The sequence below is a fragment of the Citrobacter sp. Cpo147 genome (genome assembly GCF_030332405.1).
Classification (GTDB): Bacteria; Pseudomonadota; Gammaproteobacteria; order Enterobacterales; family Enterobacteriaceae; genus Citrobacter; species Citrobacter portucalensis.
Window position 1 is genome coordinate 80,373 of the sequence record NZ_JAOWHX010000041.1, and the last position, 23,878, is coordinate 104,250.

Sequence of the window (23,878 nt, forward strand, 5' to 3'; positions counted from 1 at the left end):
GGGATTTATGATGAAATTGCGTTATTTACTGCCGTTACTCTTCTGTGTGCTCTCTACATTTGCAGGACAGGCACTGGCGTATAACTGTTGGTTCAGTAAAAATTATACGATTACACTGCCTGATGTCTGGACGAGCAACCAGGCTATTGGGGCAATAGGTGGCCTGACGCTGCCGGAACCCTTCACTGATGTCAACCCAGAAAGTTCTCTGCTGTTTTCCGGTATGAGTGACGTAATAACGTGCCCTGTTGAAGGTTCCAATAACGTCATTGAATTATTTCCACCCGATGCCAGTATGATGGATACCACCTACACGGCAACATACACTAGCGGTGAGACGGTTGGGCTACTAAAAACCAACGTCCCAGGTATTGTTTATACCTATGAGGTCAGATGTACGAGTAACTGCCTTGGCGGTCAGCAACTGTATTTAAACCTGCCCCCTCTGGGAACGACAAGAAAAAGTAGCGCTTCCAGTGCAGGTTATAAAGGGAGTGAAAAAAACTGGGATGTCTTTTTCACGCTGTACCAGACCCCGGAATACCGTCCTCATCCAGGGCAGACGCAGGTAAGGGCCATAGGCGGCACCATCGGTTCTATGCAGATGGGAACGCTGTACGCAAATAAAGTCACGATGAATATCAGCAGTGGTTCGGTGTTATTCACATTAGCCGAACCCACTTGCCGAAGCTACGGCGTCAATGGCGATGCTTATAATCACACCGTTAACTTTGGTGATTTCTACACGTCCGATTTTAGCAGCGGTGACACAACGGAAAAGAGAACCTTTACACTCGATTTATTCCAGTGCTCGATGAACAAATTCTCCATAACAGTAAATGGCCCAAGCGATGCTTCAGGCAATTATTTGACCAATGGAGCGAGTGGCACCGCTGAAGGCATTGGTGTCGCACTTGCCGCACAGGTAAACGGCAACTGGCATTCAGTCAAATTTGATGGTACCGAAGCATTTGGTGTAGAATTTTCAGGCGATGCCGATTGGTATCATGAAAGTTACTCCATTCCGTTCACCGGACAGTTAAAGAAACTGGGTACGGTTAAAGCCGGCACTTTCGAAAATGCGGCCACGTTCACCGTCAGCTACGAATAAACATCTTACCCCTGCGACTGGTTGCTGATCAGCCGCGCCATCGTCTCGAGAGAATCCGTTCTTAAAATATACAAACGCTTCAGTAAGAACGGATTATCCCCCGGTTTCACCTTCCCTTTCACCGTCGTCACCGCCAGATGAAAACCAGCGTCGCTCGCCGCCTGTACCGCCGTAGTGTTATAGCCGCCAAACGGATACGAAAGATACTGGACGTGAGGATTGAACTGGGACAGCGCCCGGCGAGAACGGGCAAAATCAAACAGAATGTTGTGATAGCTGCGACTCAGCAGGATTGGCCGGTGATTGGCATCCACACGGTGCAGGAAATGAGTATGCGACTGGAAGTCGAACACGTCGCGGATCTCGTTCAGTTCAGAAAGGCTCATAAACTGCAGCGATTTCGGATCCCACTTCTGCGGGTGACGCTTGATACGTGAGCTAATGATAAACGCCGTGGCTTTAAAGCCATACTGCTTCAGAATCGGGTAAGCATAACGACTCACCGACTTCAGGCCATCGTCGAACGTCAGCACCACCGCCCGCGCCGGGAGGTTCATATTGTTGCGTACATAGCCTTCCAGTTGATACATCGTCAGCGTCGTGTAGCCGCGGTCCTGGAGCCAGGCCATCTGGTTACTGAAGGCACGTACGGAGGTCGTCGTGGAGGTATGGCGAAAGCGGGTATTCTCTTCATCGCGAAGAATATGGTGATACGTTAACACCGGGATGCCGTTGTCTTCCTGCGCATCCAGAGCACTGATATAAGCCAGTCTGCCGCCAATGCGGATCTGGAACCACGTCTGGTTGAGTCGGTCTTTAAGCTTACTGATAATGGGATAGCGCAGATTATCTGCCAGCACGCCAAACGGGGCGCTACCGATATCTGGAGCGTTATACACCGGCGTATCTTTCCAGGTTACCAGGCTTTGATTGCTAAGCGGTTTATTGAGATCGCCCAGACCATCGTCAACTTTCTGCCTCCCCTGAACCGGCTCCAGATGTCCCTTATCAATAAATCCGGTGCCAAAGCCAAAGGTAAATTCGTAATAGTCTGCCGCGATGGGCTCAACGGCAAGGAGCTGCCCGGCGCGAATATTCCCGACCGTCACCATCTTATTGCCAATCTGCGCCCATACGGCGGCCGCTTCGGTGGTTTGCATATAGCGAGCAGGCAAAGCCGCGGCGACGCTGCCAGAGAACAGGAGCAACAGAACAAACAGAACGCGCATAACCATCTGAGATAACCGAGGCGAGAAACCTCGGTTATTGTAGCAAAAGCGCCATCAATACCAATGATTAATACTCATACAAATCATGCTTCAACACGAAGGGGGGATTTTTTTGTTGTTGATGCCAGAGGCTGGAGACTTCGGGGCCGCCAAGCGCGACGATGCAATCGCGAAACGCAGAACTGCTCATTGATTCCCGCGACGAAACCATTCGTTCAAGTAATGGGTAGCTGATACCTGAAATCACTTCACACTGGGGGTGTTTGTGGCTCATTAACGAGGCTACGCGGTACGGCGCGGCCCCGGCCATATCCGTCAGGAAGATCACGCCCTCGCCTGAGTCGGTGGCATGCAGGGCATGGCACATCATGCGGCTTAACATATTCGAGCTGAGCCCACGCCAGAAACTTACCGCCTGACATTGCTCCAACGGACCGTACTTTTTCTCCAGACGATGCAGCATATCCTGTGCCTTATCGTCATGACAGGTAATTACCCAACCTAACATTGCCTACCTCCTTAGCAGGCAAGTAGTTTATCAGGGTGATAAATCGGTAATGGTGATAAGCATCAAAAGTCTTCCTCTCCCGGCCAGGAAGAGGAAGAAAGAATTAGCTACGCAGGCCGCGTCCGCGCTGAATCAGGTACCAGCACAGCAAGTAAAACGCCGCAATGAACACCACTAGCACGCCAAACGTGGTGACCAGCGGAACATCATGAATACCCAGGAAGCCGTAGCGGAAGCCGCTAATCATGTAGACAATTGGGTTCAGATGCGACAGTCCCTGCCAGAACGGCGGCAGCAGCGTTAACGAATAGAACACGCCACCCAAATAGGTCAGCGGCGTCAGCACGAAGGTGGGGATCAGGCTGATATCATCAAAGGTTTTTGCAAAGACTGCGTTCAACAATCCGGCCAGCGAGAACAGTACTGCCGTTAGCACCAGCGTGAGCGCCACAAAGACCCAGGAATGCACCTGGAACGGCACGAAGAACAGTGAAATAGCCGTCACCAGAATGCCTACGCACAGGCCACGCGCCACGCCGCCGCCGACGAAACCGGCAATAATCACGTGCGTCGGCACCGGGGCGACCAGCAGCTCTTCAATATTGCGTTGAAACTTGGCGCTAAAGAACGACGAGGCCACGTTGGCGTACGAGTTGGTGATCACTGCCATCATAATCAGCCCCGGCACAATAAACTGCATGTAGCTAAAGCCATGCATTTCGCCGATACGCGAGCCGATCAGGTTACCAAAGATAATAAAATAGAGCGTCATGGTGATGACGGGAGGCACCAAAGTCTGGACCCAGATACGCATAAAGCGGTGGATCTCTTTCGCCCAGATGCTTTTCAGCGCAACCCAGTAAAGCTGCATCATGCGCGATCTCCTTGTTTTTCATGAACCAGAGAAACAAACAGTTCTTCCAGTCGGTTCGCTTTGTTACGCATACTCAATACCTGAATGCCCTGCGCACTCAGCTGAGAAAAGACGCTGTTGACCCCTTGTTCACGCAGAACCTCCACTTCCAGCGTGGAAGTGTCGACCAGCCGGTACTGATAACCTTCCAGTTTCGGCAGCGGGCTTTTCGGCGCCAGATCGAGGATAAAAGTCTCGGATTTCAGTTTGGAGAGCAGGCTCTTCATCGAAGTATTTTCCACCAACTCACCATGCTGAATAATGCCGATATTGCGACACAGCATTTCCGCTTCTTCGAGATAGTGGGTGGTCAGAATAATGGTGGTGCCTTTGTCGTTTAAATCCTTTAAAAAGCCCCACATTGAACGACGTAACTCAATGTCGACGCCCGCCGTTGGTTCATCCAGGATGAGTAATTTTGGCTCGTGCATCAGCGCACGGGCAATCATCAGACGGCGTTTCATCCCACCAGACAGCATGCGTGCGCGCTCGTTACGTTTTTCCCATAAATCGAGCTGCTTTAAATATAGTTCGCTGCGTTTGACCGCTTCTTTATGCTCAACACCGTAGTAACCCGCCTGGTTGACCACGATCTGCTGCACGGTTTCAAACGGGTTAAAGTTAAACTCCTGCGGCACCAGACCAAGCTGACGTTTAGCATTAACCGTGTCTTTTTCGAGATCGTACCCGAAGACGCTCACCCGCCCGGAGGTTTTATTCACCAACGAGCTGATTATCCCAATGGTGGTGGACTTTCCTGCGCCATTCGGTCCCAAAAGCGCATAGAAATCACCCGCTTCGACTTGCAAATCTATGCCGCGTAACGCTTGAACGCCACCGGGATAGGTTTTTTTAAGTTGTTGAAGTTCCAGAGCAATGGTCATGTTTTTATACTTACCTTACGTTCTGACATTTTATATATAGTTTAAATAATGATGGAGTTACCCTATATTAGCCCATCGAATTTATCTGGCTTCGGGTCGTACAACTCCATGAAAGACATAGATACACTCATCAGCAACAATGCACTATGGTCAAAGATGCTGGTAGAAGAGGATCCCGGATTTTTTGAAACGCTGACGCATGCCCAGAATCCGCGTTTTCTATGGATTGGATGTTCCGATAGCCGCGTTCCCGCTGAACGTTTAACCGGTCTTGAACCGGGTGAACTGTTTGTTCACCGTAATGTTGCTAATCTGGTTATTCACACCGATCTGAACTGTCTCTCAGTCGTTCAGTATGCGGTGGATGTGCTGGAAGTGGAACATATTATTATATGCGGCCACTATGGATGCGGCGGCGTCCAGGCGGCAATTGAAAATAAAGAACAGGGGCTGATTGATAACTGGTTACTGCACATCCGCGATATCTGGTTCAAACACAGCTCACTGCTGGGCGAAATGCCGCAGGAACGTCGCATGGACACCCTGTGCGAACTGAATGTCATGGAACAGGTCTATAACCTGGGCCACTCAACCATTATGCGTTCAGCCTGGAAGCGCGGTCAGAAAGTGACCATTCACGGCTGGGCATACGGCATTCATGACGGTCTGCTGCGCGATCTGGACGTCACCGCCACCAGCCGCGAAACGCTGGAGCAGCGCTATCGCCAGGGTTTATCTAACCTGAGTCAGAAACACAGCAACCATAAATAATGTGACATTGCCGGGAGGCGGCGACGCCTTACCCGGCCTACAAACCTACACCGTAGGTCTGATAAGCGAAGCGCCATCAGGCGCTCCAGCCAGTTACTCGTCCAGCAGCACCACTTTGCCAACATACGGCAGATGACGATAACGCTGCGCATAGTCAATGCCGTAACCGACCACAAACTCATCAGGAATTGAGAAGCCGATAAACTCGACCGGAACATTCACTTCACGACGAGAAGGTTTGTCCAGCAGCGTACAAATAGCCAGGGATTTCGGCTCGCGCAGGCTCAGAATTTCACGCACTTTGGACAACGTATTGCCGGAGTCGATGATGTCTTCGACAATCAGCACGTCCTTGCCACGAATGTCTTCATCCAGGTCTTTCAGGATTTTAACATCACGCGTGGTAGACATTCCGCTACCGTAGCTGGATGCCGTCATGAAATCGACTTCGTGAGAGACATGCACTTCACGGCACAGATCCGCCATAAACATAAATGAGCCACGTAACAGACCAACCAGCACCATATCGCTGCCGCTGTCCTTGTAACGTTCGTTAATCTGGCGCCCCAGTTCAGCAATACGCGCTTTGATCTCCGCTTCCGGGATCATCACTTCAACAGTATGTTTCATAAACCCTATAACTCACTGATTTTTATCAGTTGACACATCATGCAGATCGAAAGAAAGCGCTTACGTTGATACACCGACTGACAGACGGCGACCCGCTCTAACCACAAAACTTGCGACAGCATACAAACAATTCAGTTGATGAAGTATACCAGTAAAGAGAGCGGGTTCCTCTGATAGTTCACAGGAGAACCCGTTTGCGGCGTTTTTTTGTACGCTTATTAATCAACACCAGGAGCGCACGGCAGCCTGTGGCTAAAACGTTTCCCAGTGTGGGTCTTGTGGCGAACTCCCCGCGGAGGTCGCTCGTGGAGTATCCTTAGGTGGTTTTCGATGCTCACTGTTGGAGGCATCGCGAGTGATGCGAAATGCCGCCACGGCCAGGCGTAGCTGTTCAGCTTGTTGTTCCAACGAAGCGGCGGCGGCGGCAGACTCCTCTACCAGCGCGGCGTTTTGTTGTGTGACACTGTCCATCTGCGAGACCGCGAGACTCACCTGCTCAATCCCCCGACTCTGCTCCTCCGAGGCGGAGGCGATTTCCCCCATGATGTCCGTCACGCGGGTAACCGCAGCGACAATCTCTTTCATCGTTTTACCCGCGTCCGACACCTGCTGAGATCCCATCCCCACGCTGTGGGTTGAGTTATCAATCAACGCCTTGATCTCTTTGGCTGCCTGAGCGCTACGGCTTGCCAGGGTACGGACTTCGCCCGCCACAACAGCAAATCCGCGGCCCTGCTCTCCTGCTCTGGCAGCCTCAACCGCCGCATTGAGCGCCAGGATATTGGTCTGGAAAGCAATACTGTCGATGACGCTGGTGATCTGCGCAATTTGCTGTGAACTACCGGCAATTTCACTCATTGTATGCACGACAGTATCAACAACCCGTCCACCACGTGCGGCAGTATCAGACGCATTCTTAGCAAGTTGAGTTGCCTGTTTCGCATTGTCCGTATTTTGCTTCACAGTCGCGGTAAGCTGTTCCATGCTGGCGGCTGTCTCTTCAAGTGAAGCAGCCTGCTGCTCGGTACGCGAAGACAGATCGTTGTTACCTGATGAGATTTCCGCTGCACCGCTATGAATCGTTTCTGAGCTGTTACGCACCGACGTGACTGTCGAAATCAGCGACTGTCGCATTTCATCTAAGCCCGTCGCCAAACGCCCCATTTCATTACGTCCCTGGACGTCGAGTTGATGGGTCAAATCACCACGGGTAATAATGCGAATATGCTCCATAATCTGCGCCAGGGGTTTAAGCAGCATATGCTGCAACCCGCTCCAGATCATGCCCAGAACGATGAGCACAGCGACGACAATTGCCCCTAATGTCCATTGCATGCGGGTAAAGCTGTGCTGATTCTCCGCCGCCGCGTGCTGAAGCAGCGCGTTATTTTCGTTACGCCACTGGTCATAGCTGGCTTCCATTTCATCCTGCGCCTTCTGAGCATCAAGATCGCCATAGGCTTGATAGTTATTCGCGCGCAGATACTCTATCGATAACGCCATCACGTCGTGCATCTGCCGATACTGTTTTTCCATTTCAGATGCAATTTGCGGATTCTGCCCCGACACCTGCGGCAATGACTGATAATGCGCAAAGTATCCCTCAGCCTTCTTCATAGACTCACTCGCCGTTTTTAGCAAAGTATCAATTGCCGCCAGTGAGGCCGGATCGCGTTGGTTCTTTAAGAAACGAATTGCTACACGGGTTACCGTTACCCGGGTTTTAATCAGCGTATTGACGCTATCACTCAGATTTTCCTGTTGGGCGTTCAGGGTGCCTGAGTTCTGGAAATTATGGCGATCATTGTTTACCGCAGAATAAAAAAAGCTTCCTGTCACGACCTGTAGCAAACAGAAAATGGCGAGAACCAGAAGAATGCCGGTAATAACGCGCACATTTTTAATCATAGTATTTCATCCATTGAACTCACATTGGGTACCCAATGATTATCGGCTCCAAAGGCGATTACTTTATGTGCAATAGCAGAATTTGCAGGAGGAGGGAGTCGTGCGATGAAACGCTGTAAAGAGACAGTGTTTTATCCGGCCTACGAGAGATTTCTGCAGGCCGGATAAGCACAGCGCGATTTATTTAGACGGTGAAGCCGAGCATCATTCCGGTATCTTCATGCTCTAACAGATGGCAGTGCGCCATATAGGCATGCTCTTTTGGCGCATCGTGGTCAAACTTCACCAATACCTCGCTCACGCCGCCTTCTACCCGCACCGTGTCCTTCCATCCCGCGCGGTGTGCGGCTGGCGCTTTGCCATTCTCAGACAAAATGCGGAACTGCGTGCCGTGAATGTGGAACGGATGCAGCATCATGTCGCCCTGACCGGAAATTACCCAGCGTTCGTGCTGCCCTTTCGCCGCGGCAAACATCGGTTTATTCATATCAAACGCCTGACCATTAATCCGGTTGGCGTTATGGAAATCAAACGATCCGCCATGCTTCATGTTGCCCATATCACCATGCTGCATATTCCCCATCTCACCGTGGTTCATATTGCCATGATTCATATTGCCGTGGCCCATATTGTCATTATTCATATGGCCCATCATCTTCCCATGATCCATACCCGCCATGGCCTGAGCACCGTATTTCTTCATCAGCATTTGCATGCCCATCATATCGAGCATCGGATCCATCGACAGCTGCAGCTTGCGCACCGTCAGACCTTCCAGTGACGGCAGCGATGGCATGGATGTCAGCGAATCTGGCAGCGTGCCGGAAGCGGTAATCAGCAACGGTTGAACGCGCATCACCGGGTGCGGCTTATCAAATGGCGCGATCGCCATCCCCATCTGGCTGACTGGCAGAGTGACCAGATCAAAAGCTTTGCCGTCACTGACATCCACCAGCACTTCAAAGCGCTCACCCATCAGCATAGGAAGCTCGGTCACTTTTACCGGTTCCGCCAACAGTCCACCGTCGCTGGCAATGACGTACAAAGGACGATTGTCGCTGGCCGCAATGTTCAGTGAGCGTGCGTTACAACCATTCAGCAGGCGTAGACGCAACCAGCCACGCGGTGCGGCATGCTGAGGATAAATCGCCCCATTGGTCAGCAGCGTATCGCCAAACCAGCCGACGGCGGCGGTCATGATGTCCAGTTGATAATCAACCTGCCCATCAGCAGAGAACTGTTTGTCCTGAATAATCACCGGTACATCATCAATGCCCCACTGCTTAGGCAGCATCAGCTTGCGAATCTCTTCATCTTCAATCAGCACCAGTCCGGCCAGCCCCATCGCTACCTGACGGCCGGTCTTTCCATGCTGATGCGGGTGGAACCAGCATGTTGCCGCCCGCTGATCCGGCGTGAAGGTCACTGAACGTTTCCCGCCCGCCGGGATAATGCCTTGCGGCCCACCGTCGACTTCACCGGGGATTTCCAGACCGTGCCAGTGCAACGTCGTCTCTTCGGCAAGCTGGTTATGGATATCCACGGTCACCGATTGCCCTTTGTTCAGCTTGACCGCAGGTCCGAGTAAATTGCCGTTATATCCCCACGTCGTCGCTGTTTTACCAGCAAAGCTCGATTTTCCGGCTTGCACCACCAATTGCATACGGTTTGAGGCATCCGCGGTTAGCAGGTCAGGAATGGGCAATGCAGGGCGGTCTGCGGCAAATACGCTCCGGCTCCACAGAGGTAACGCTGACGCGACGCCCAGCGCCACGGAGTACTTTAAAAAGTCACGACGTTGCATAATCACTTCCTTATATTCAGCAGCTTAAGCAGGCTATCTTTTAAGCATAAGCCTTCCCCTTACGGGAAGGTCAAGTGAACGGCTAATAATAAAGGTCGTCGCTTCGCTCGCAGTATGCTAACGTTTAAATTCCGTGATGCAGTGGTAGAAGCAATGAAGACGTTTTTCAGAACAGTTTTGTTCGGCAGCCTGATGGCCGTATGCGCAAATAGCTACGCGCTCAGCGAGTCCGAAGCCGAAGATATGGCCGATTTAACGGCAGTTTTTGTTTTTCTGAAAAATGACTGTGGATACCAGAATTTGCCTAATGGGCAGATTCGTCGCGCACTGGTCTTTTTTGCCCAGCAAAACCAGTGGGACCTGAGTAATTACGACACCTTCAATATGAAAGCGCTGGGTGAAGACAGCTACCGCGATCTCAGCGGTATCGGCATCCCGACGGCAAAGAAATGCAAAGCGCTGGCACGTGACTCTCTGAGCCTGCTGGCCTACGTTAAATAGATAGTTTTGCGGAGCCCTCAGGCTCCGCATGAATTAACGCTGTTGCACAAATTCGCGGTATGCCGCCACAACCTGAAGAAAGTCCTCTACACCACAGAGAGAAAAACTTTCTTCGTCGTAGTAGCTCATCCCCTCTTCCATCTCATCGCCAGAGAACTCCAGCTGATTAGCGCGGACCATCACTTCTTCGCCATCCAGCCAGAGCGTGTATTCATGCCCTGCTCTCTGCCAGGAGCGCTCACTGCCCTTAACCGCACGCGCCGCCTGTTCCACTTCATCAAGTAAGGCCAGGTTTTCTTTCACTTCTTCGTTAAACCAGTGCCCCACCACCTCGTGGCCCATGGACATACGCACTTTTACCACTCCGGTAATATCGCGCAGAAATTCGTAATCCATAATGTCTTCCTCTGCTCCCGGCAATGCGCCAATACCGCATTGCGCCTTGCTGTAATTATCGCAGCAGCGCGGCAGAAAAAAAGCGTAGCGGGTATAAGGAATAAAAATAAAAATGCCCGGAGAAGCAGACTTCTCCGGGCATTGATGTGTTTTTACACAAAACGCGTTAGCGCATTACACCGCGGTCTGGAAAATCACACCATCGGCTTTCTCGGTATACTGAGACAGCTGGTCGAAGTTCAGATAACGGTAAGTATCTACGGCCGTTTTATCTACCTGCGCTACATAGGTCTGGTACTCTTCCGCCGTCGGCAGTTTGCCGATCAGCGCCGCAACCGCCGCCAGCTCCGCAGAAGCCAGATAGACGTTCGCCCCGGTACCTAAACGGTTCGGGAAGTTACGGGTAGAGGTCGACACCACCGTTGCGCCGTCGGCTACACGCGCCTGGTTACCCATGCACAGAGAGCAGCCTGGAATTTCGATACGCGCACCGCTCTTACCGAATACGCTGTAGTAGCCTTCTTCAGTCAGCTGAGCGGCGTCCATACGGGTTGGCGGAGCCACCCACAGACGCGTCGGCAGCTGGCCTTTGTGCGCATCCAGAAGCTTACCAGCGGCACGGAAGTGCCCGATGTTAGTCATGCAGGAGCCGATGAACACTTCGTCAATCTTCTCGCCCTGTACGTCAGACAGCAGACGCGCATCGTCCGGATCGTTCGGTGCACACAGGATTGGCTCTTTGATATCCGCCAGATCGATGTCGATCACCGCCGCGTATTCTGCGTCAGCGTCGGCTTCCAGCAACTGCGGATCCGCCAGCCATTTTTCCATGCCCTGCACACGACGTTCCAGCGTACGACGATCGCCATAACCTTCTGCGATCATCCACTTCAGTAGAACGATGTTAGAGTTCAGATACTCAACGATCGGCTCTTTGTTCAGCTTGATGGTACAACCGGCAGCGGAACGCTCAGCGGAGGCATCGGTCAGTTCGAACGCCTGCTCCACTTTGAGATCCGGCAGACCTTCGATTTCAAGGATGCGGCCAGAGAAGATGTTTTTCTTACCTTTCTTCTCAACGGTCAGCAGACCCTGTTTGATCGCGTACAGCGGAATGGCGTGAACCAGATCGCGCAGGGTGATGCCCGGCTGCATTTTGCCTTTGAAACGCACCAGAACGGATTCCGGCATATCCAGCGGCATCACGCCGGTCGCCGCAGCAAACGCCACCAGACCAGAACCTGCCGGGAAGGAGATCCCGATAGGGAAACGGGTATGGGAGTCACCACCGGTACCTACGGTATCCGGCAGCAGCATACGGTTCAGCCAGGAGTGGATAACGCCATCGCCCGGACGCAGGGAGACACCACCACGGTTCATGATGAAGTCTGGCAGCGTATGGTGCGTATTGACGTCCACCGGCTTCGGATAGGCCGCGGTGTGGCAGAAGGACTGCATCACCAGATCAGCAGAGAAGCCCAGGCACGCCAGGTCTTTCAGTTCGTCACGGGTCATTGGGCCAGTGGTATCCTGAGAACCGACGGAGGTCATCTTCGGTTCGCAGTACGCGCCCGGACGGATACCTTTCACGCCACAGGCGCGGCCAACCATTTTCTGTGCCAGGGAGAAGCCACGGCTGCTTTCCGCCACGTCTTTCGCCTGACGGAATACGTCGCTGTGCGGCAGACCCAGCGCTTCGCGCGCCTTGGTAGTCAGGCCGCGACCAATGATCAGCGGAATACGGCCACCGGCGCGAACTTCGTCGATCAGGACTTCAGTTTTCAGCTCAAAGCTTGCCAGCAGTTCGCCGGTTTCGTGGTTGCGTACTTCGCCTTTGAACGGGTAAACGTCAATCACGTCGCCCATATTCATGTTCGACACGTCCACTTCAATCGGCAGTGCGCCCGCATCTTCCATGGTGTTGAAGAAGATAGGTGCAATTTTGCCGCCGAGGCACAGGCCGCCGCCGCGCTTGTTCGGCACATGAGGAATGTCGTCACCCATGAACCACAGCACGGAGTTGGTTGCGGATTTACGCGAAGAACCGGTACCGACAACATCACCCACATAAGCCAGCGGGTAACCTTTTTTCTGCAATTCTTCGATCTGTTTGATCGGGCCAACCACGCCCGGCTGATCCGGTTCGATACCTTCACGGGCGTTTTTCAGCATCGCCAGCGCGTGCAGAGGGATATCCGGACGAGACCATGCATCCGGTGCCGGAGAAAGGTCATCGGTGTTGGTTTCACCCGTCACTTTGAAGACGGTAACGGTGATTTTTTCAGCCAGAGCCGGACGGTTCAGGAACCATTCGGCATCAGCCCAGGATTGCATTACCTGCTTCGCATATTCGTTGCCCGCTTTGGCTTTTTCTTCTACGTCGTAGAAGTTATCGAACATCAGCAGTGTTGAAGAGAGCGCTTTAGCGGCAATTGGTGCCAGTTTTGCGTCGTCCAGCGCGTCGATCAGCGGATGAATGTTGTAGCCACCCTGCATGGTGCCCAGCAGTTCAATGGCTTTTTCTGGGGTAACCAGCGGGGAGGTGGTGTCGCCTTTCGCGACAGCGGCGAGAAAACCAGCTTTAACATAAGCGGCTTCATCTACGCCAGGAGGAACGCGGTTGATCAACAGGTCTAACAGGAATTCTTCTTCGCCCACAGGCGGGGTCTTCAGCAGCTCGACAAGTGCAGCCATTTGGGTTGCGTCTAAAGGTTTTGGCACAATCCCCTGGGCAGCACGCTCAGCTACGTGCTTACGGTATTCTTCTAGCACGACGATATCTCCTCGCTCTCATTGTCATAATGCGGCGCTTTTGTAGATGGGCGATTCTCTTCACGCTCCTGTGAGACAGTAGTTAGTAGGGTAAATGCCCGGTACCGCATAAGGCACAATAACAGGATTTTCACTAAGTGTTAATCCGTTTACAAAAAAGCAACATAAAAAATTGGCTGAATCGTTAAGAATGGTATAGCGACAAGGCGCAACGCAATTTAGGCTGCCTGAAACCTCCCTGAAACGGTTGATTTTTAAGCGCGATCGGTTGAATATTCCAGCGATTTTCCCGCCATCAGATATAATTGTGTAATAAATCTTCACACTCTTTTTCCGGACTTACCGGGCGAATCCCCAATAAAAGTCAAAACTGTCTAACACGGGTGAATAATACTCGCGGCAACAGGAACGCCTCACGGCACAGCGCTTGTCTCGTTGGAGTCATTTTATGAAGTTGCCCCTTAAGCCACATCTGCTTGTCCTTTTGTGCAGTGCCGGGCTGTTTGCCGCCTCTGGCGTGATGTTCGTTAAAAGTCGCACAACGGAACCTGCAGCTCCGGCTCCCGTTGCACAGCAACCGTCAGCATTGGCTCCAGCTCCCGTAGCGGCCCCTGCCCCGGCCGACCAAACAGCACCCGCCGCGGCACCAACCTACTCGGCAGCACAAATCGATCAGTGGGTTGCGCCTATCGCGCTCTATCCAGACTCGCTGCTGTCGCAAATTTTGATGGCCTCAACCTATCCGGCTAACGTTATCCAGGCCGCACAGTGGTCAAAAGACAATCCCAAAATGCAGGGCGATGCCGCCATTCAGGCCGTTGCCAGCCAACCCTGGGATCCCAGCGTGAAATCGCTGGTTGCCTTTCCTCAGTTGATGTCGCTGATGGGTGAAAATCCGCCGTGGGTACAAAGTCTGGGCGATGCTTTCCTCGCACAGCCGAAAGACGTCATGGATTCCGTTCAACGTCTGCGCGCGCTGGCGCAACAGACCGGTGCGTTGCAATCAACACCGCAACAGACCGTTACTACCGTGACTAAAGCGGCGCCAGCTAAAACCGTCACCAGCGAGTCGACGACCAGTTCAGCGACCACAACAGCCACGACCACCTCAACAAGCCCAACGGTTATCAAGATTGAATCCGCCGATCCGCAGGTGGTGTACGTTCCAACCTATAACCCGAACACGGTTTACGGTACCTGGCCGAATACCGCCTATCCGCCAACCTATCTGCCACCAACGCCCGGCGAGCAGTTTGGCAACAGCTTCGTTAACGGTTTAGGCTTCAGCCTCGGTGTTGCCACAACCTATGCCATCTTCAGCAACATCGACTGGGATGACGACGATGATCACCATCATAATGATGACTGGGATAACCATGGCGGCTATAACCGTAATGGTGATAACAACATCAACATTAACGTTGATAACTTCAATAAAATCAGTGGGCAACGGCTGACAGATGCCAACCGTACCTGGCAGCATAACCCGGCCTATCGTGAGGGTGTGCCATACCCAAATAACCAACTCAATAACCGCTTCCACTCCACTAACACAGCTACGGGCTTAAGTTCGACCCAGCAAAGACCGGTCAATCGTGATAGCCAGCGCCAGGCTGCGATGAGCCAAATGGAAAAATCAACGGGGAAAACATTCCCACAGACAGCGCGCTCGGGCACGAAAGACGCTCAGCGTCAGGCGTCCAGCCAACAGCTGAAGCAAATTTCACAGCGTAATAACTACCGCGGTTACGATACCAAGCCACAAACCGCGAAACGGACAAGCACACAGCAACGTGAGAATCGTCAGGCAGTCGCCCAGCGACAGGAGAAAAGGGTCACGCAACCGGCGCAGCAACGCAATGTGCAACAGCGCAATCTTCAACAGCGAACCAGTCAGCCGCGCGCCAATGCGCTGAGCGGTAACGACAGTCGCTCCGCCAACTGGCAGGCACAGCAACAGCGAGGTGCCCAGAGCCGGCAGGTCGCCCGTAATCAGCCATCGCGCCAGCCTTCTGGCGGGCGTGCTGAGCACCGTGAATTCCGTCATCGTTAAGGGAACCAACATGAAAAATAAACTACTCAGTGGAATGGTGTTGTTCATGGTTTCGGCTACCGCGATGGCACAACAATCCTTCAGCACACCAGACCAGGCGACCGATGCGCTGGCAAACGCGATCAGTGAGCAAAATGAAAGTGCAATGAGCAACCTGCTCGGGGAAAACTGGCGTGATTTTCTGCCGCCAGAAGGCGTCGATCCTGATGCGGTTGACCGCTTCCTGCGCGACTGGAAGGTTCGCCATAGCACCGTTATCGACGGCAATACGGCGCATCTTGTGGTTGGGGACAGCGACTGGCAACTGCCAATCCCGGTCGTCAAAAACGCTTCAGGCTGGCAATTTGATATCAAGGAAGCGGCCGAAGAGATCCTGACTCGTGAGATTGGACGCAACGAACTTGCTGCCATCGAGGCGTTGCACGCCTATGTGGATGCTCAGCAGAGCTATTTTGCGATGAACCAGAAATACGCGCAAAAGATTGTCAGTTCTGAAGGGAAAAAGGATGGTCTGTACTGGCCTGTTTCGCCCGGCGAAGCGCCAAGCCCGCTTGGCCCAGCCTTCAGTCCACAGGAGCCGGGCATGGGCTATCACGGCTATAGCTTCCGAATCCTTCCCGATAAAACCAGCGGCTTTGCCATGGTGGCCTGGCCCGTTAGCTACGATCACACCGGCGTGATGAGTTTTATGATTAACGGTGAAGACAAAGTCTACCAGGCCGATCTCGGTGTTGAATCACAGCAGAAAGCACAAGCGTTAACCACATTCCATCCGGATAAAAACTGGCAACCCGTAGCACCGTAAAGCGAGGTTAAGCCGTAGGCCGGGTTAGCACTAGCGCCACCCGGCATGTTGCCCGAAATAACGGGTAGCTTCAGGCAAAAAAAAACGCCTCCGAAGAGGCGTTTTCACAAAAGGGAGAAGATTACTTCTTCTTCGCTTTCGGGTTTGGCAGGTCGGTAATGCTACCTTCAAAGATTTCTGCCGCCAGGCCCACTGACTCGTGCAGAGTCGGGTGCGCGTGGATGGTCAGTGCGATATCTTCAGCGTCACAACCCATTTCGATTGCCAGACCGATTTCGCCCAGCAGCTCGCCGCCGTTGGTACCGACAATCGCACCACCGATAACACGATGAGATTCTTTGTCGAAAATCAGTTTGGTCATACCGTCTGCGCAATCGGAAGCGATAGCACGACCAGAAGCAGCCCACGGGAAGGTGGCGGTTTCGTAGCTGATGCCTTTTTCTTTCGCTTCTTTCTCGGTCAGACCAACCCATGCAACTTCTGGTTCAGTGTATGCAATGGATGGGATAACTTTCGGATCGAAGTAGTGTTTCTTGCCGGCGATAACTTCAGCGGCAACATGACCTTCATGAACACCTTTGTGTGCCAGCATCGGCTGACCGACGATATCGCCGATAGCAAAGATGTGCGGAACGTTGGTGCGCAGCTGTTTGTCGACACGGATGAAGCCACGGTCGTCAACTTCCACGCCAGCTTTGCCCGCGTCGAGGTTTTTACCGTTCGGTACACGACCGATAGCGACCAGCACAGCATCGTAACGCTGAGCTTCGGCAGGGGCTTTTTTGCCTTCCATGGAAACGTAGATACCGTCTTCTTTCGCTTCAACGGCGGTCACTTTGGTTTCCAGCATCAGGTTGAATTTCTTGCTGATGCGCTTGGTGAAGACTTTAACCACGTCTTTATCGGCAGCCGGGATAACCTGGTCGAACATTTCAACCACGTCGATCTCTGAACCCAGCGCATGGTACACGGTACCCATTTCCAGACCGATGATACCGCCGCCCATTACCAGCAGGCGCTTAGGAACAGTTTTCAGTTCCAGTGCATCGGTGGAATCCCACACGCGCGGATCTTCATGCGGAATAAACGGCAGTTCGATCGGACGGGAACCCGCCGCGATGATTGCGTTGTCGAAGTTGATCACGGTTTTGCCGTTTTCGCCTTCAACTTCCAGGGTGTTTGCCCCGGTAAATTTACCCAGACCGTTAACCACTTTCACTTTACGGCCTTTGGCCATACCCGCCAGACCGCCGGTCAGCTGAGTGATAACTTTTTCTTTCCAGGTACGAATCTTGTCGATATCGGTTTTCGGCTCGCCAAAAACGATACCGTGTTCAGCCAGTGCTTTGGCTTCTTCGATAACTTTTGCTACGTGCAGCAGCGCTTTAGAAGGGATACAGCCGACGTTCAGACAAACACCGCCAAGGGTGCTGTAACGTTCTACGATGACGGTCTCCAGACCTAAATCTGCGCAACGGAAGGCAGCAGAGTAACCTGCAGGGCCTGCCCCAAGTACCACGACCTGAGTTTTGATTTCAGTGCTCATCATGACCTCTTAATTTATACCCGTCGTCCAGCGGGTCGTTCTATCCGCCCGTATTTTACAAAATTGTTAACAATTTTGAAACAACAAACGGCAACCGATTTGTCTTTCGCACAATAACCTCACTGACTTCATGAGATTACCAGAAAAAAGCCGGCCGTCGGGCCGGCTTTTTCGCTTACATCACCAGGCGGCGAATGTCAGACAGCATGTTGTTGATGATGGTGATAAAGCGCGCACCATCCGCACCGTCAATTACACGGTGGTCGAAGGAGAGCGAAATCGGCATCATCAGACGCGGCATAAACTCTTTACCGTTCCACACTGGCTCCATAGAGGACTTGGAGACACCGAGGATAGCCACTTCCGGCGCGTTCACAATCGGCGCGAAGTGGGTAGTACCCAGGCCACCGATGCTGGAGATGGTGAAGCAACCGCCCTGCATTTCGCCAGCGGTCAGCTTGCCATCACGCGCTTTCTTGGAGATCACGGTCAGTTCACGAGACAGCTCGGTAATGCTCTTCTTGTTCACGTCTTTGAAGACCGGAACAACCAGACCATTCGGAGTATCAACCGCTACACCGATGTTGATGTATTTCTTCAGGGTCAGGCGCTGACCGTCTTCAGACAGGGAGCTGTTGAAGCGCGGCATCTGTTCCAGAGCTGCGGCAACGGCTTTCATGATGAAGACTACTGGGGTGAATTTCACGTCCAGTTTACGTTTTTCAGCTTCGGCGTTCTGCTGTTTACGGAACGCTTCCAGATCGGTGATATCGGTCTTATCAAAGTGAGTAACGTGCGGGATCATCACCCAGTTACGGCTCAGGTTAGCACCAGAGATTTTCTGGATACGGCCCAGTTCCACTTCTTCGATTTCACCAAACTTGCTGAAGTCCACTTTCGGCCAAGGCAGCATACCCGGGATACCGCCACCTGCTGCTGCAGCCGGAGCCGCTTCAGCACGCTTGATAGCGTCTTTCACGTAAGCCTGAACGTCTTCACGCAGGATACGACCTTTACGGCCAGAACCTTTCACTTTCGCCAGGTTCACACCGAATTCGCGCGCCAGGCGACGAATCAGCGGCGTTGCATGAACATAAGCGTCGTTTTCAGCAAACTCAGATTTGCCTTCCGCTTTTGCGGCCGGAGCTGCGGCTTGCGCAGGCGCTGGTGCAGCGGCCGGAGCCGGAGCAGCTGCTTGTGCAGGAGCGGCTGCAGGTGCTGCGCCTTCGACTTCGAAGACCATAATCAGAGAACCGGTTTTAACTTTGTCGCCGGTGCTGATTTTGATTTCTTTCACGGTACCTGCGAACGGTGCCGGAACTTCCATCGACGCTTTATCGCCTTCAACGGTGATCAGTGACTGCTCAGCGGCAATTTTATCGCCCACTTTAACCATCACTTCAGTGACTTCAACTTCGTCACCACCGATATCCGGTACGTTAACTTCTTTCGAGCCGGAAGCAGCCGGAGCCGCCGCTGCTGCTGGAGCAGCCGCCTGAGCCGGTGCAGCAGCAGGCGCTGCGCCCGCCACTTCGAAGACCATAATCAGGGAACCGGTAGACACTTTGTCACCCGTGTTGATTTTGATCTCTTTAACGGTACCTGCGAACGGCGCCGGAACTTCCATAGAAGCTTTGTCACCTTCAACGGTGATCAGAGACTGTTCAGCCGCAACGGTATCGCCCACTTTAACCATGATCTCGGTAACTTCTACTTCGTCACCGCCGATGTCAGGTACGTGTACGTCTTTCGCCGCAGAGGCAGCAGGTGCTGCTGCCGGAGCTGCTTCTTTCTTCTCTTCTGCCTGAGCAGGTGCAGCTGCTGCTGCACCGTCGGCGGAATCGAAAATCATGATCAGTTTGCCGGTCTCAGTTTTGTCGCCAACAGAGACTTTGATCTCTTTAACGATACCCGCCTGAGGGGACGGAACTTCCATAGAGGCTTTGTCGCCTTCTACGGTGATCAGCGACTGTTCAGCTTCAACTTTGTCGCCTACTTTGACCAGGATCTCGGTGATTTCAACTTCATCAGCCCCGATGTCCGGTACATTGATTTCGATAGCCATTATTCTTTTACCTCTTACGCCAGACGCGGGTTAACTTTATCTGCATCGATGTTGAATTTGATGATTGCATCTGCAACCACTTTCTTATCGATTTCGCCACGTTTAGCCAGTTCGCCCAGGGCCGCTACAACCACGTAGGAAGCATCAACTTCGAAGTGGTGACGCAGGTTTTCACGGCTGTCAGAGCGACCGAAACCGTCAGTACCCAGTACGCGATAATCATCAGCCGGTACATAAGTACGAACCTGTTCCGCAAACAGTTTCATATAGTCAGTAGATGCTACTGCCGGAGCGTCGTTCATCACCTGAGCGATGTACGGAACGCGCGGAGTTTCCATCGGGTGCAGCATGTTCCAGCGCTCACAATCCTGGCCATCACGCGCCAGTTCAGTGAAGGAGGTTACGCTGTAAACGTCAGAACCTACACCGTAGTCGTTCGCCAGGATCTGTGCTGCTTCACGCACGTGACGCAGGATAGAACCGGAGCCCAGCAGCTGAACTTTACCTTTCTTACCTTCGAGGGTTTCGAGTTTGTAGATACCTTTACGGATACCTTCCTCGGCACCTGCTGGCATTGCCGGCATGTGGTAGTTTTCGTTCAGCGTGGTGATGTAGTAGTAAACGTTCTCTTGTTTCTCACCGTACATACGCTCCAGACCATCGTGCATGATGACCGCAACTTCGTACGCGTAAGACGGATCGTAAGAGATACAGTTCGGGATAGTCAGAGACTGAATATGGCTGTGACCATCTTCGTGCTGCAGACCTTCACCGTTCAGCGTAGTACGACCAGAAGTACCACCAATCAGGAAGCCACGAGCCTGTTGGTCGCCTGCCTGCCAGCACAGGTCACCAATACGCTGGAACCCGAACATGGAGTAGTAGATGTAGAACGGGATCATCGGCAGATCGTTGGTGCTGTAAGAAGTCGCAGCAGCCAGCCAGGATGCGCCTGCACCCAGTTCATTGATACCTTCCTGCAGGATCTGACCTTTCTCGTCTTCTTTATAGTAAGCAACCTGCTCACGGTCCTGCGGGGTGTACTGCTGACCGTTCGGGCTGTAGATACCAATCTGACGGAACAGACCTTCCATACCGAAAGTACGCGCTTCGTCAGCGATGATCGGAACCAGACGATCTTTGATCGACTTGTTCTTCAGCATCACGTTCAGGGCACGAACGAAAGCGATAGTGGTGGAGATTTCTTTGTTCTGCTCTTCCAGCAGCGCACCGAAGTCTTCCAGAGCTGGCAGTTCCAGCTTCTCGGTGAAGTTCGGCTGACGAGCTGGCAGGTAGCCATGCAGTTTCTGACGCTGAGCGTGCAGATAAGTGTGCTCTTCAGAACCTTCCGGGAAGGTGATGTAAGACAGGTTTTCAACCTGCTCATCGGTCACAGGAACGTTGAAACGGTCGCGGATATAACGCACCCCGTCCATGTTCATTTTCTTAACCTGGTGAGCGATGTTTTTACCTTCAGCAGTGTCACCCATGCCGTAACCTTTAATGGTATGGGCCAGGATTACAGTTGCTCTGCCTTTGGTTTCCTGCGCTTTTTTCAGTGCAGCATAGACTTTCTTCGGATCGTGACCACCACGGTTCAGAGCCCAAATCTGCTCGTCAGTCCAGTCAGCAACCAGTGCTGCGGTTTCCGGGTATTTACCGAAGAAGTGCTCACGTACGTATGCGCCATCTTTGGATTTGAAGGTCTGGTAGTCGCCGTCAACGGTTTCGTTCATCAGCTGGATCAGCTTACCGCTGGTGTCTTTACGCAGCAACTCATCCCAACGACCGCCCCACATGACTTTGATAACGTTCCAGCCAGCGCCCGCGAAGATGCCTTCCAGTTCGTTAACAATCTTGCCGTTACCGGTTACCGGGCCGTCAAGACGCTGCAGGTTACAGTTGATAACAAAGACCAGGTTGTCCAGTTTTTCACGGGTCGCGATGGTGATCGCACCTTTAGATTCTGGCTCATCCATCTCGCCGTCGCCCAGGAAGGCGTAAACGGTCTGTTTAGAGGTATCTTTCAGGCCACGGTGTTCCAGATATTTCAGGAATTTAGCCTGGTAGATAGCACCGATTGGGCCCAGACCCATAGATACGGTCGGGAACTGCCAGAATTCTGGCATCAGTTTCGGGTGCGGGTAGGAAGACAGGCCTTTGCCATGTACTTCCTGACGGAAGTTGTTCATCTGCTCTTCAGTCAGACGACCTTCCAGGAATGCGCGTGCGTAGATGCCCGGAGAGATGTGACCCTGGAAGTACACCAGATCGCCGCCATCTTGCTCGTTGCGTGCACGGAAGAAGTGGTTGAAGCAAACATCATATACCGTTGCGGAGGACTGGAAGGATGCCATGTGGCCACCCAGCTCGAGGTCCTTTTTAGACGCGCGCAGTACGGTCATGATGGCATTCCAGCGGATAGCAGAACGAATACGACGTTCCAGCTCCAGATTGCCCGGGTATTCCGGTTCATCTTCAACGGCAATAGTGTTTACATAATTGCTGGCCCCTGCACCTGCCGCTACTTTCACGCCGCCTTTGCGAGCTTCTGAAAGCAGTTGGTCGATCAGATACTGAGCACGCTCAACACCTTCTTCACGGATGACCGATTCGATCGCCTGTAGCCAGTCGCGAGTTTCGATCGGATCCACGTCATTTGGGAAACGTTCTGACATGGGGGTATTCCTTATCTATCTAATACGTTGAGTTATCTGGAACCTGTCCCATTACGTTCTCGCCAGAGAGCGTAATAAGACAGGTTCTGCGTTTAGTTGCCGCGCACTTTATATGGCGCTTGATTTACAACATCTTCTGGTTAACGTTCTGCCAGAAAAATCACTAATTCTTTCGTTGCTCCAGACGGCGTAAGGCGCGTTCACGACGGCTTTCCTCACGGCTTCTGTCCAGCAGAATCTCTTCGATAAACGCCAGGTGACGGTGGGACGCTTCACGCGCCTCTTCCGGCTTCCCGGCAATAATTGCTTCAAAAATACGGGTACGGTGACTGCTAACCAGTGGCAGCATTTCACGACGCGCATACAGCAATTCGAAGTTTTGCCGAACGTTCTGGGCCAGCATCGGCTCCATACACCTTAGCAAATGGAGCAGCACCACATTGTGTGCCGCTTCGGTGACAGCAATTTGATACTGGAGTACTGCATCAGATTCGCCGTCAAGATCGCCGGACTGTTGAGCAAGCTCGATCGCATGGTGGAGTTCACGGATACGCGTTTTGTCTTCATCCGTGCTGCGCAGTGCAGCGTAATAAGCTGCAATACCTTCCAGCGCATGGCGCGTCTCAAGCAGGTCAAACTGGGATTCAGGATGGTCGGAGAGCAGCTCTACCAGTGGGTCGCTAAAGCTCTGCCACAGGCTGCTCTGAACAAAAGTGCCACCGCCCTGACGACGAAGCAGTAACCCCTTCGCTTCAAGGCGTTGGATCGCCTCGCGTAAGGAGGGGCGGGAGACGTCGAACTGTTTTGCCAGCTCGCGTTCCGGTGGGAGTTTTTCTCCGGGGCGAAGTGTCCCCTCAAGAATTAAAAACTCCAGCTGCTGCTCAATCACATCGGAGAGTTTTGGTTGGCGGATTTTGCTGTAGGCCATGATTTCCTGTCTTAAGCCATTTGCCCGGAGTCAATTGGTCTTACCAATTTCATGTTCTTGACGCTAAAGTAACAAAGTATTCACCTTCTGTCCATACAGGTTTTGATTGAAATCAGTAAAGGAGGCATATTTTAACAACATTACAGAAATAACGTTTCAAACATGTAACTATGCACAAATGTTAAATTTACCCACCCCGGGGTAGTTTTAACGGAATTGAAACGAAAAATTATCTCATCTGAACCGATTCACCTGCTTATTTATCGATATATCAACCACTATTATTGAATAGAAATTCAAAATGGAAATTTTGTGGTAGATAAACTCGCATTTACAAATGGTTTCTTTTTATTCAACTCGTCATCTTCCCCGCATA

At 52.4% G+C, this 23,878-nt stretch carries 18 protein-coding genes; 5 read left to right on the top strand and 13 right to left on the bottom strand.

All coding sequences use genetic code 11. The features are described 5' to 3' along the window. Nucleotides 1-7 precede the first annotated feature (7 nt). The gene (locus OGY06_RS21145) at nucleotides 8-1,111 is read left to right on the top strand and encodes a fimbrial protein (protein ID WP_080470558.1); all 1,104 of its coding nucleotides are present in this window, start codon (nucleotides 8-10) and stop codon (nucleotides 1,109-1,111) included. A 5-nt stretch (nucleotides 1,112-1,116) separates the two neighbouring features. Here the strand turns inward: OGY06_RS21145 and OGY06_RS21150 are convergent, their stop codons facing one another. From OGY06_RS21150 to OGY06_RS21165, 4 genes are all read right to left on the bottom strand, one after another. Continuing rightward, nucleotides 1,117-2,346: a polysaccharide deacetylase family protein gene (locus OGY06_RS21150; RefSeq protein WP_063941121.1), complete on the bottom strand. Its 1,230-nt coding sequence runs from the start codon at nucleotides 2,344-2,346 to the stop codon at nucleotides 1,117-1,119. 61 nt (nucleotides 2,347-2,407) lie between these two features. Continuing rightward, nucleotides 2,408-2,848, bottom strand: coding sequence for a PTS sugar transporter subunit IIA (locus OGY06_RS21155; RefSeq protein ID WP_063941120.1), 441 nt, complete (start codon nucleotides 2,846-2,848; stop codon nucleotides 2,408-2,410). Nucleotides 2,849-2,951: 103 nt separating this feature from the next. Beyond that, on the bottom strand, nucleotides 2,952-3,722 hold the full coding sequence (locus OGY06_RS21160) for an ABC transporter permease (RefSeq protein ID WP_003829467.1): 771 nt from the start codon (nucleotides 3,720-3,722) through the stop codon (nucleotides 2,952-2,954). Beyond that, nucleotides 3,719-4,645 (bottom strand): ABC transporter ATP-binding protein, encoded by a 927-nt coding sequence (locus OGY06_RS21165; protein WP_003829469.1) that lies wholly within the window; start codon nucleotides 4,643-4,645, stop codon nucleotides 3,719-3,721. The genes OGY06_RS21160 and OGY06_RS21165 overlap by 4 nt, the downstream gene beginning before the upstream one ends. Before the next feature lie 108 nt (nucleotides 4,646-4,753). Between OGY06_RS21165 and can the strand changes: the two genes are divergently transcribed. Continuing rightward, nucleotides 4,754-5,416 (top strand): carbonate dehydratase, encoded by a 663-nt coding sequence (gene can, locus OGY06_RS21170; protein WP_003018654.1) that lies wholly within the window; start codon nucleotides 4,754-4,756, stop codon nucleotides 5,414-5,416. Nucleotides 5,417-5,509: 93 nt separating this feature from the next. On the opposite strand, the gene hpt is transcribed toward can, so the two are convergent. The 3 genes from hpt to cueO all read right to left on the bottom strand — a co-directional run bounded on the left by hpt (nucleotide 5,510) and on the right by cueO (nucleotide 9,758). Further along, on the bottom strand, nucleotides 5,510-6,046 hold the full coding sequence (hpt, locus tag OGY06_RS21175) for a hypoxanthine phosphoribosyltransferase (protein WP_003018658.1): 537 nt from the start codon (nucleotides 6,044-6,046) through the stop codon (nucleotides 5,510-5,512). 252 nt (nucleotides 6,047-6,298) lie between these two features. Next, nucleotides 6,299-7,954, bottom strand: coding sequence for a methyl-accepting chemotaxis citrate transducer (tcp, locus tag OGY06_RS21180; protein ID WP_063941119.1), 1,656 nt, complete (start codon nucleotides 7,952-7,954; stop codon nucleotides 6,299-6,301). A gap of 184 nt (nucleotides 7,955-8,138) precedes the next feature. Next, nucleotides 8,139-9,758, bottom strand: a complete 1,620-nt coding sequence (gene cueO / locus OGY06_RS21185; protein ID WP_063941118.1) for a multicopper oxidase CueO — start codon at nucleotides 9,756-9,758, stop codon at nucleotides 8,139-8,141. Between the two features lie 153 nt (nucleotides 9,759-9,911). On the opposite strand from cueO, the gene OGY06_RS21190 reads away from it, so the two are divergent. After that, nucleotides 9,912-10,259, top strand: coding sequence for a YacC family pilotin-like protein (locus OGY06_RS21190; RefSeq protein WP_003018667.1), 348 nt, complete (start codon nucleotides 9,912-9,914; stop codon nucleotides 10,257-10,259). Nucleotides 10,260-10,292: 33 nt separating this feature from the next. Here the strand turns inward: OGY06_RS21190 and yacL are convergent, their stop codons facing one another. Both yacL and acnB read right to left on the bottom strand, forming a co-directional pair. Continuing rightward, nucleotides 10,293-10,655, bottom strand: coding sequence for a protein YacL (yacL, locus tag OGY06_RS21195; protein ID WP_003018670.1), 363 nt, complete (start codon nucleotides 10,653-10,655; stop codon nucleotides 10,293-10,295). A 174-nt stretch (nucleotides 10,656-10,829) separates the two neighbouring features. Then, on the bottom strand, nucleotides 10,830-13,427 hold the full coding sequence (gene acnB / locus OGY06_RS21200) for a bifunctional aconitate hydratase 2/2-methylisocitrate dehydratase (protein ID WP_003829483.1): 2,598 nt from the start codon (nucleotides 13,425-13,427) through the stop codon (nucleotides 10,830-10,832). A gap of 448 nt (nucleotides 13,428-13,875) precedes the next feature. Here acnB and OGY06_RS21205 point away from each other — a divergent pair, with 448 nt between their 5' ends. Together OGY06_RS21205 and OGY06_RS21210 are read left to right on the top strand one after the other, a co-directional pair. Beyond that, nucleotides 13,876-15,480 carry a DUF3300 domain-containing protein gene (locus OGY06_RS21205; RefSeq protein WP_197385286.1) on the top strand — a complete coding sequence of 535 codons (1,605 nt, stop codon included), beginning with the start codon at nucleotides 13,876-13,878 and terminating at the stop codon, nucleotides 15,478-15,480. A 10-nt stretch (nucleotides 15,481-15,490) separates the two neighbouring features. After that, a complete protein-coding gene (locus OGY06_RS21210) occupies nucleotides 15,491-16,285 on the top strand; it encodes a DUF2950 family protein (protein ID WP_003829485.1) in 795 nt (264 codons plus the stop codon). Between the two features lie 121 nt (nucleotides 16,286-16,406). On the opposite strand, the gene lpdA is transcribed toward OGY06_RS21210, so the two are convergent. The 4 genes from lpdA to pdhR all read right to left on the bottom strand — a co-directional run bounded on the left by lpdA (nucleotide 16,407) and on the right by pdhR (nucleotide 23,502). After that, complete coding sequence (lpdA, locus tag OGY06_RS21215) at nucleotides 16,407-17,831, bottom strand: dihydrolipoyl dehydrogenase (protein WP_003829486.1); 1,425 nt, start codon at nucleotides 17,829-17,831, stop codon at nucleotides 16,407-16,409. A gap of 175 nt (nucleotides 17,832-18,006) precedes the next feature. Beyond that, complete coding sequence (gene aceF, locus OGY06_RS21220; RefSeq protein WP_003829487.1) at nucleotides 18,007-19,896, bottom strand: pyruvate dehydrogenase complex dihydrolipoyllysine-residue acetyltransferase; 1,890 nt, start codon at nucleotides 19,894-19,896, stop codon at nucleotides 18,007-18,009. 14 nt (nucleotides 19,897-19,910) lie between these two features. After that, nucleotides 19,911-22,574, bottom strand: coding sequence for a pyruvate dehydrogenase (acetyl-transferring), homodimeric type (gene aceE, locus OGY06_RS21225; RefSeq protein ID WP_048214932.1), 2,664 nt, complete (start codon nucleotides 22,572-22,574; stop codon nucleotides 19,911-19,913). Between the two features lie 163 nt (nucleotides 22,575-22,737). Continuing rightward, on the bottom strand, nucleotides 22,738-23,502 hold the full coding sequence (gene pdhR / locus OGY06_RS21230; RefSeq protein ID WP_003018699.1) for a pyruvate dehydrogenase complex transcriptional repressor PdhR: 765 nt from the start codon (nucleotides 23,500-23,502) through the stop codon (nucleotides 22,738-22,740). Nucleotides 23,503-23,878: the final 376 nt, after the last annotated feature.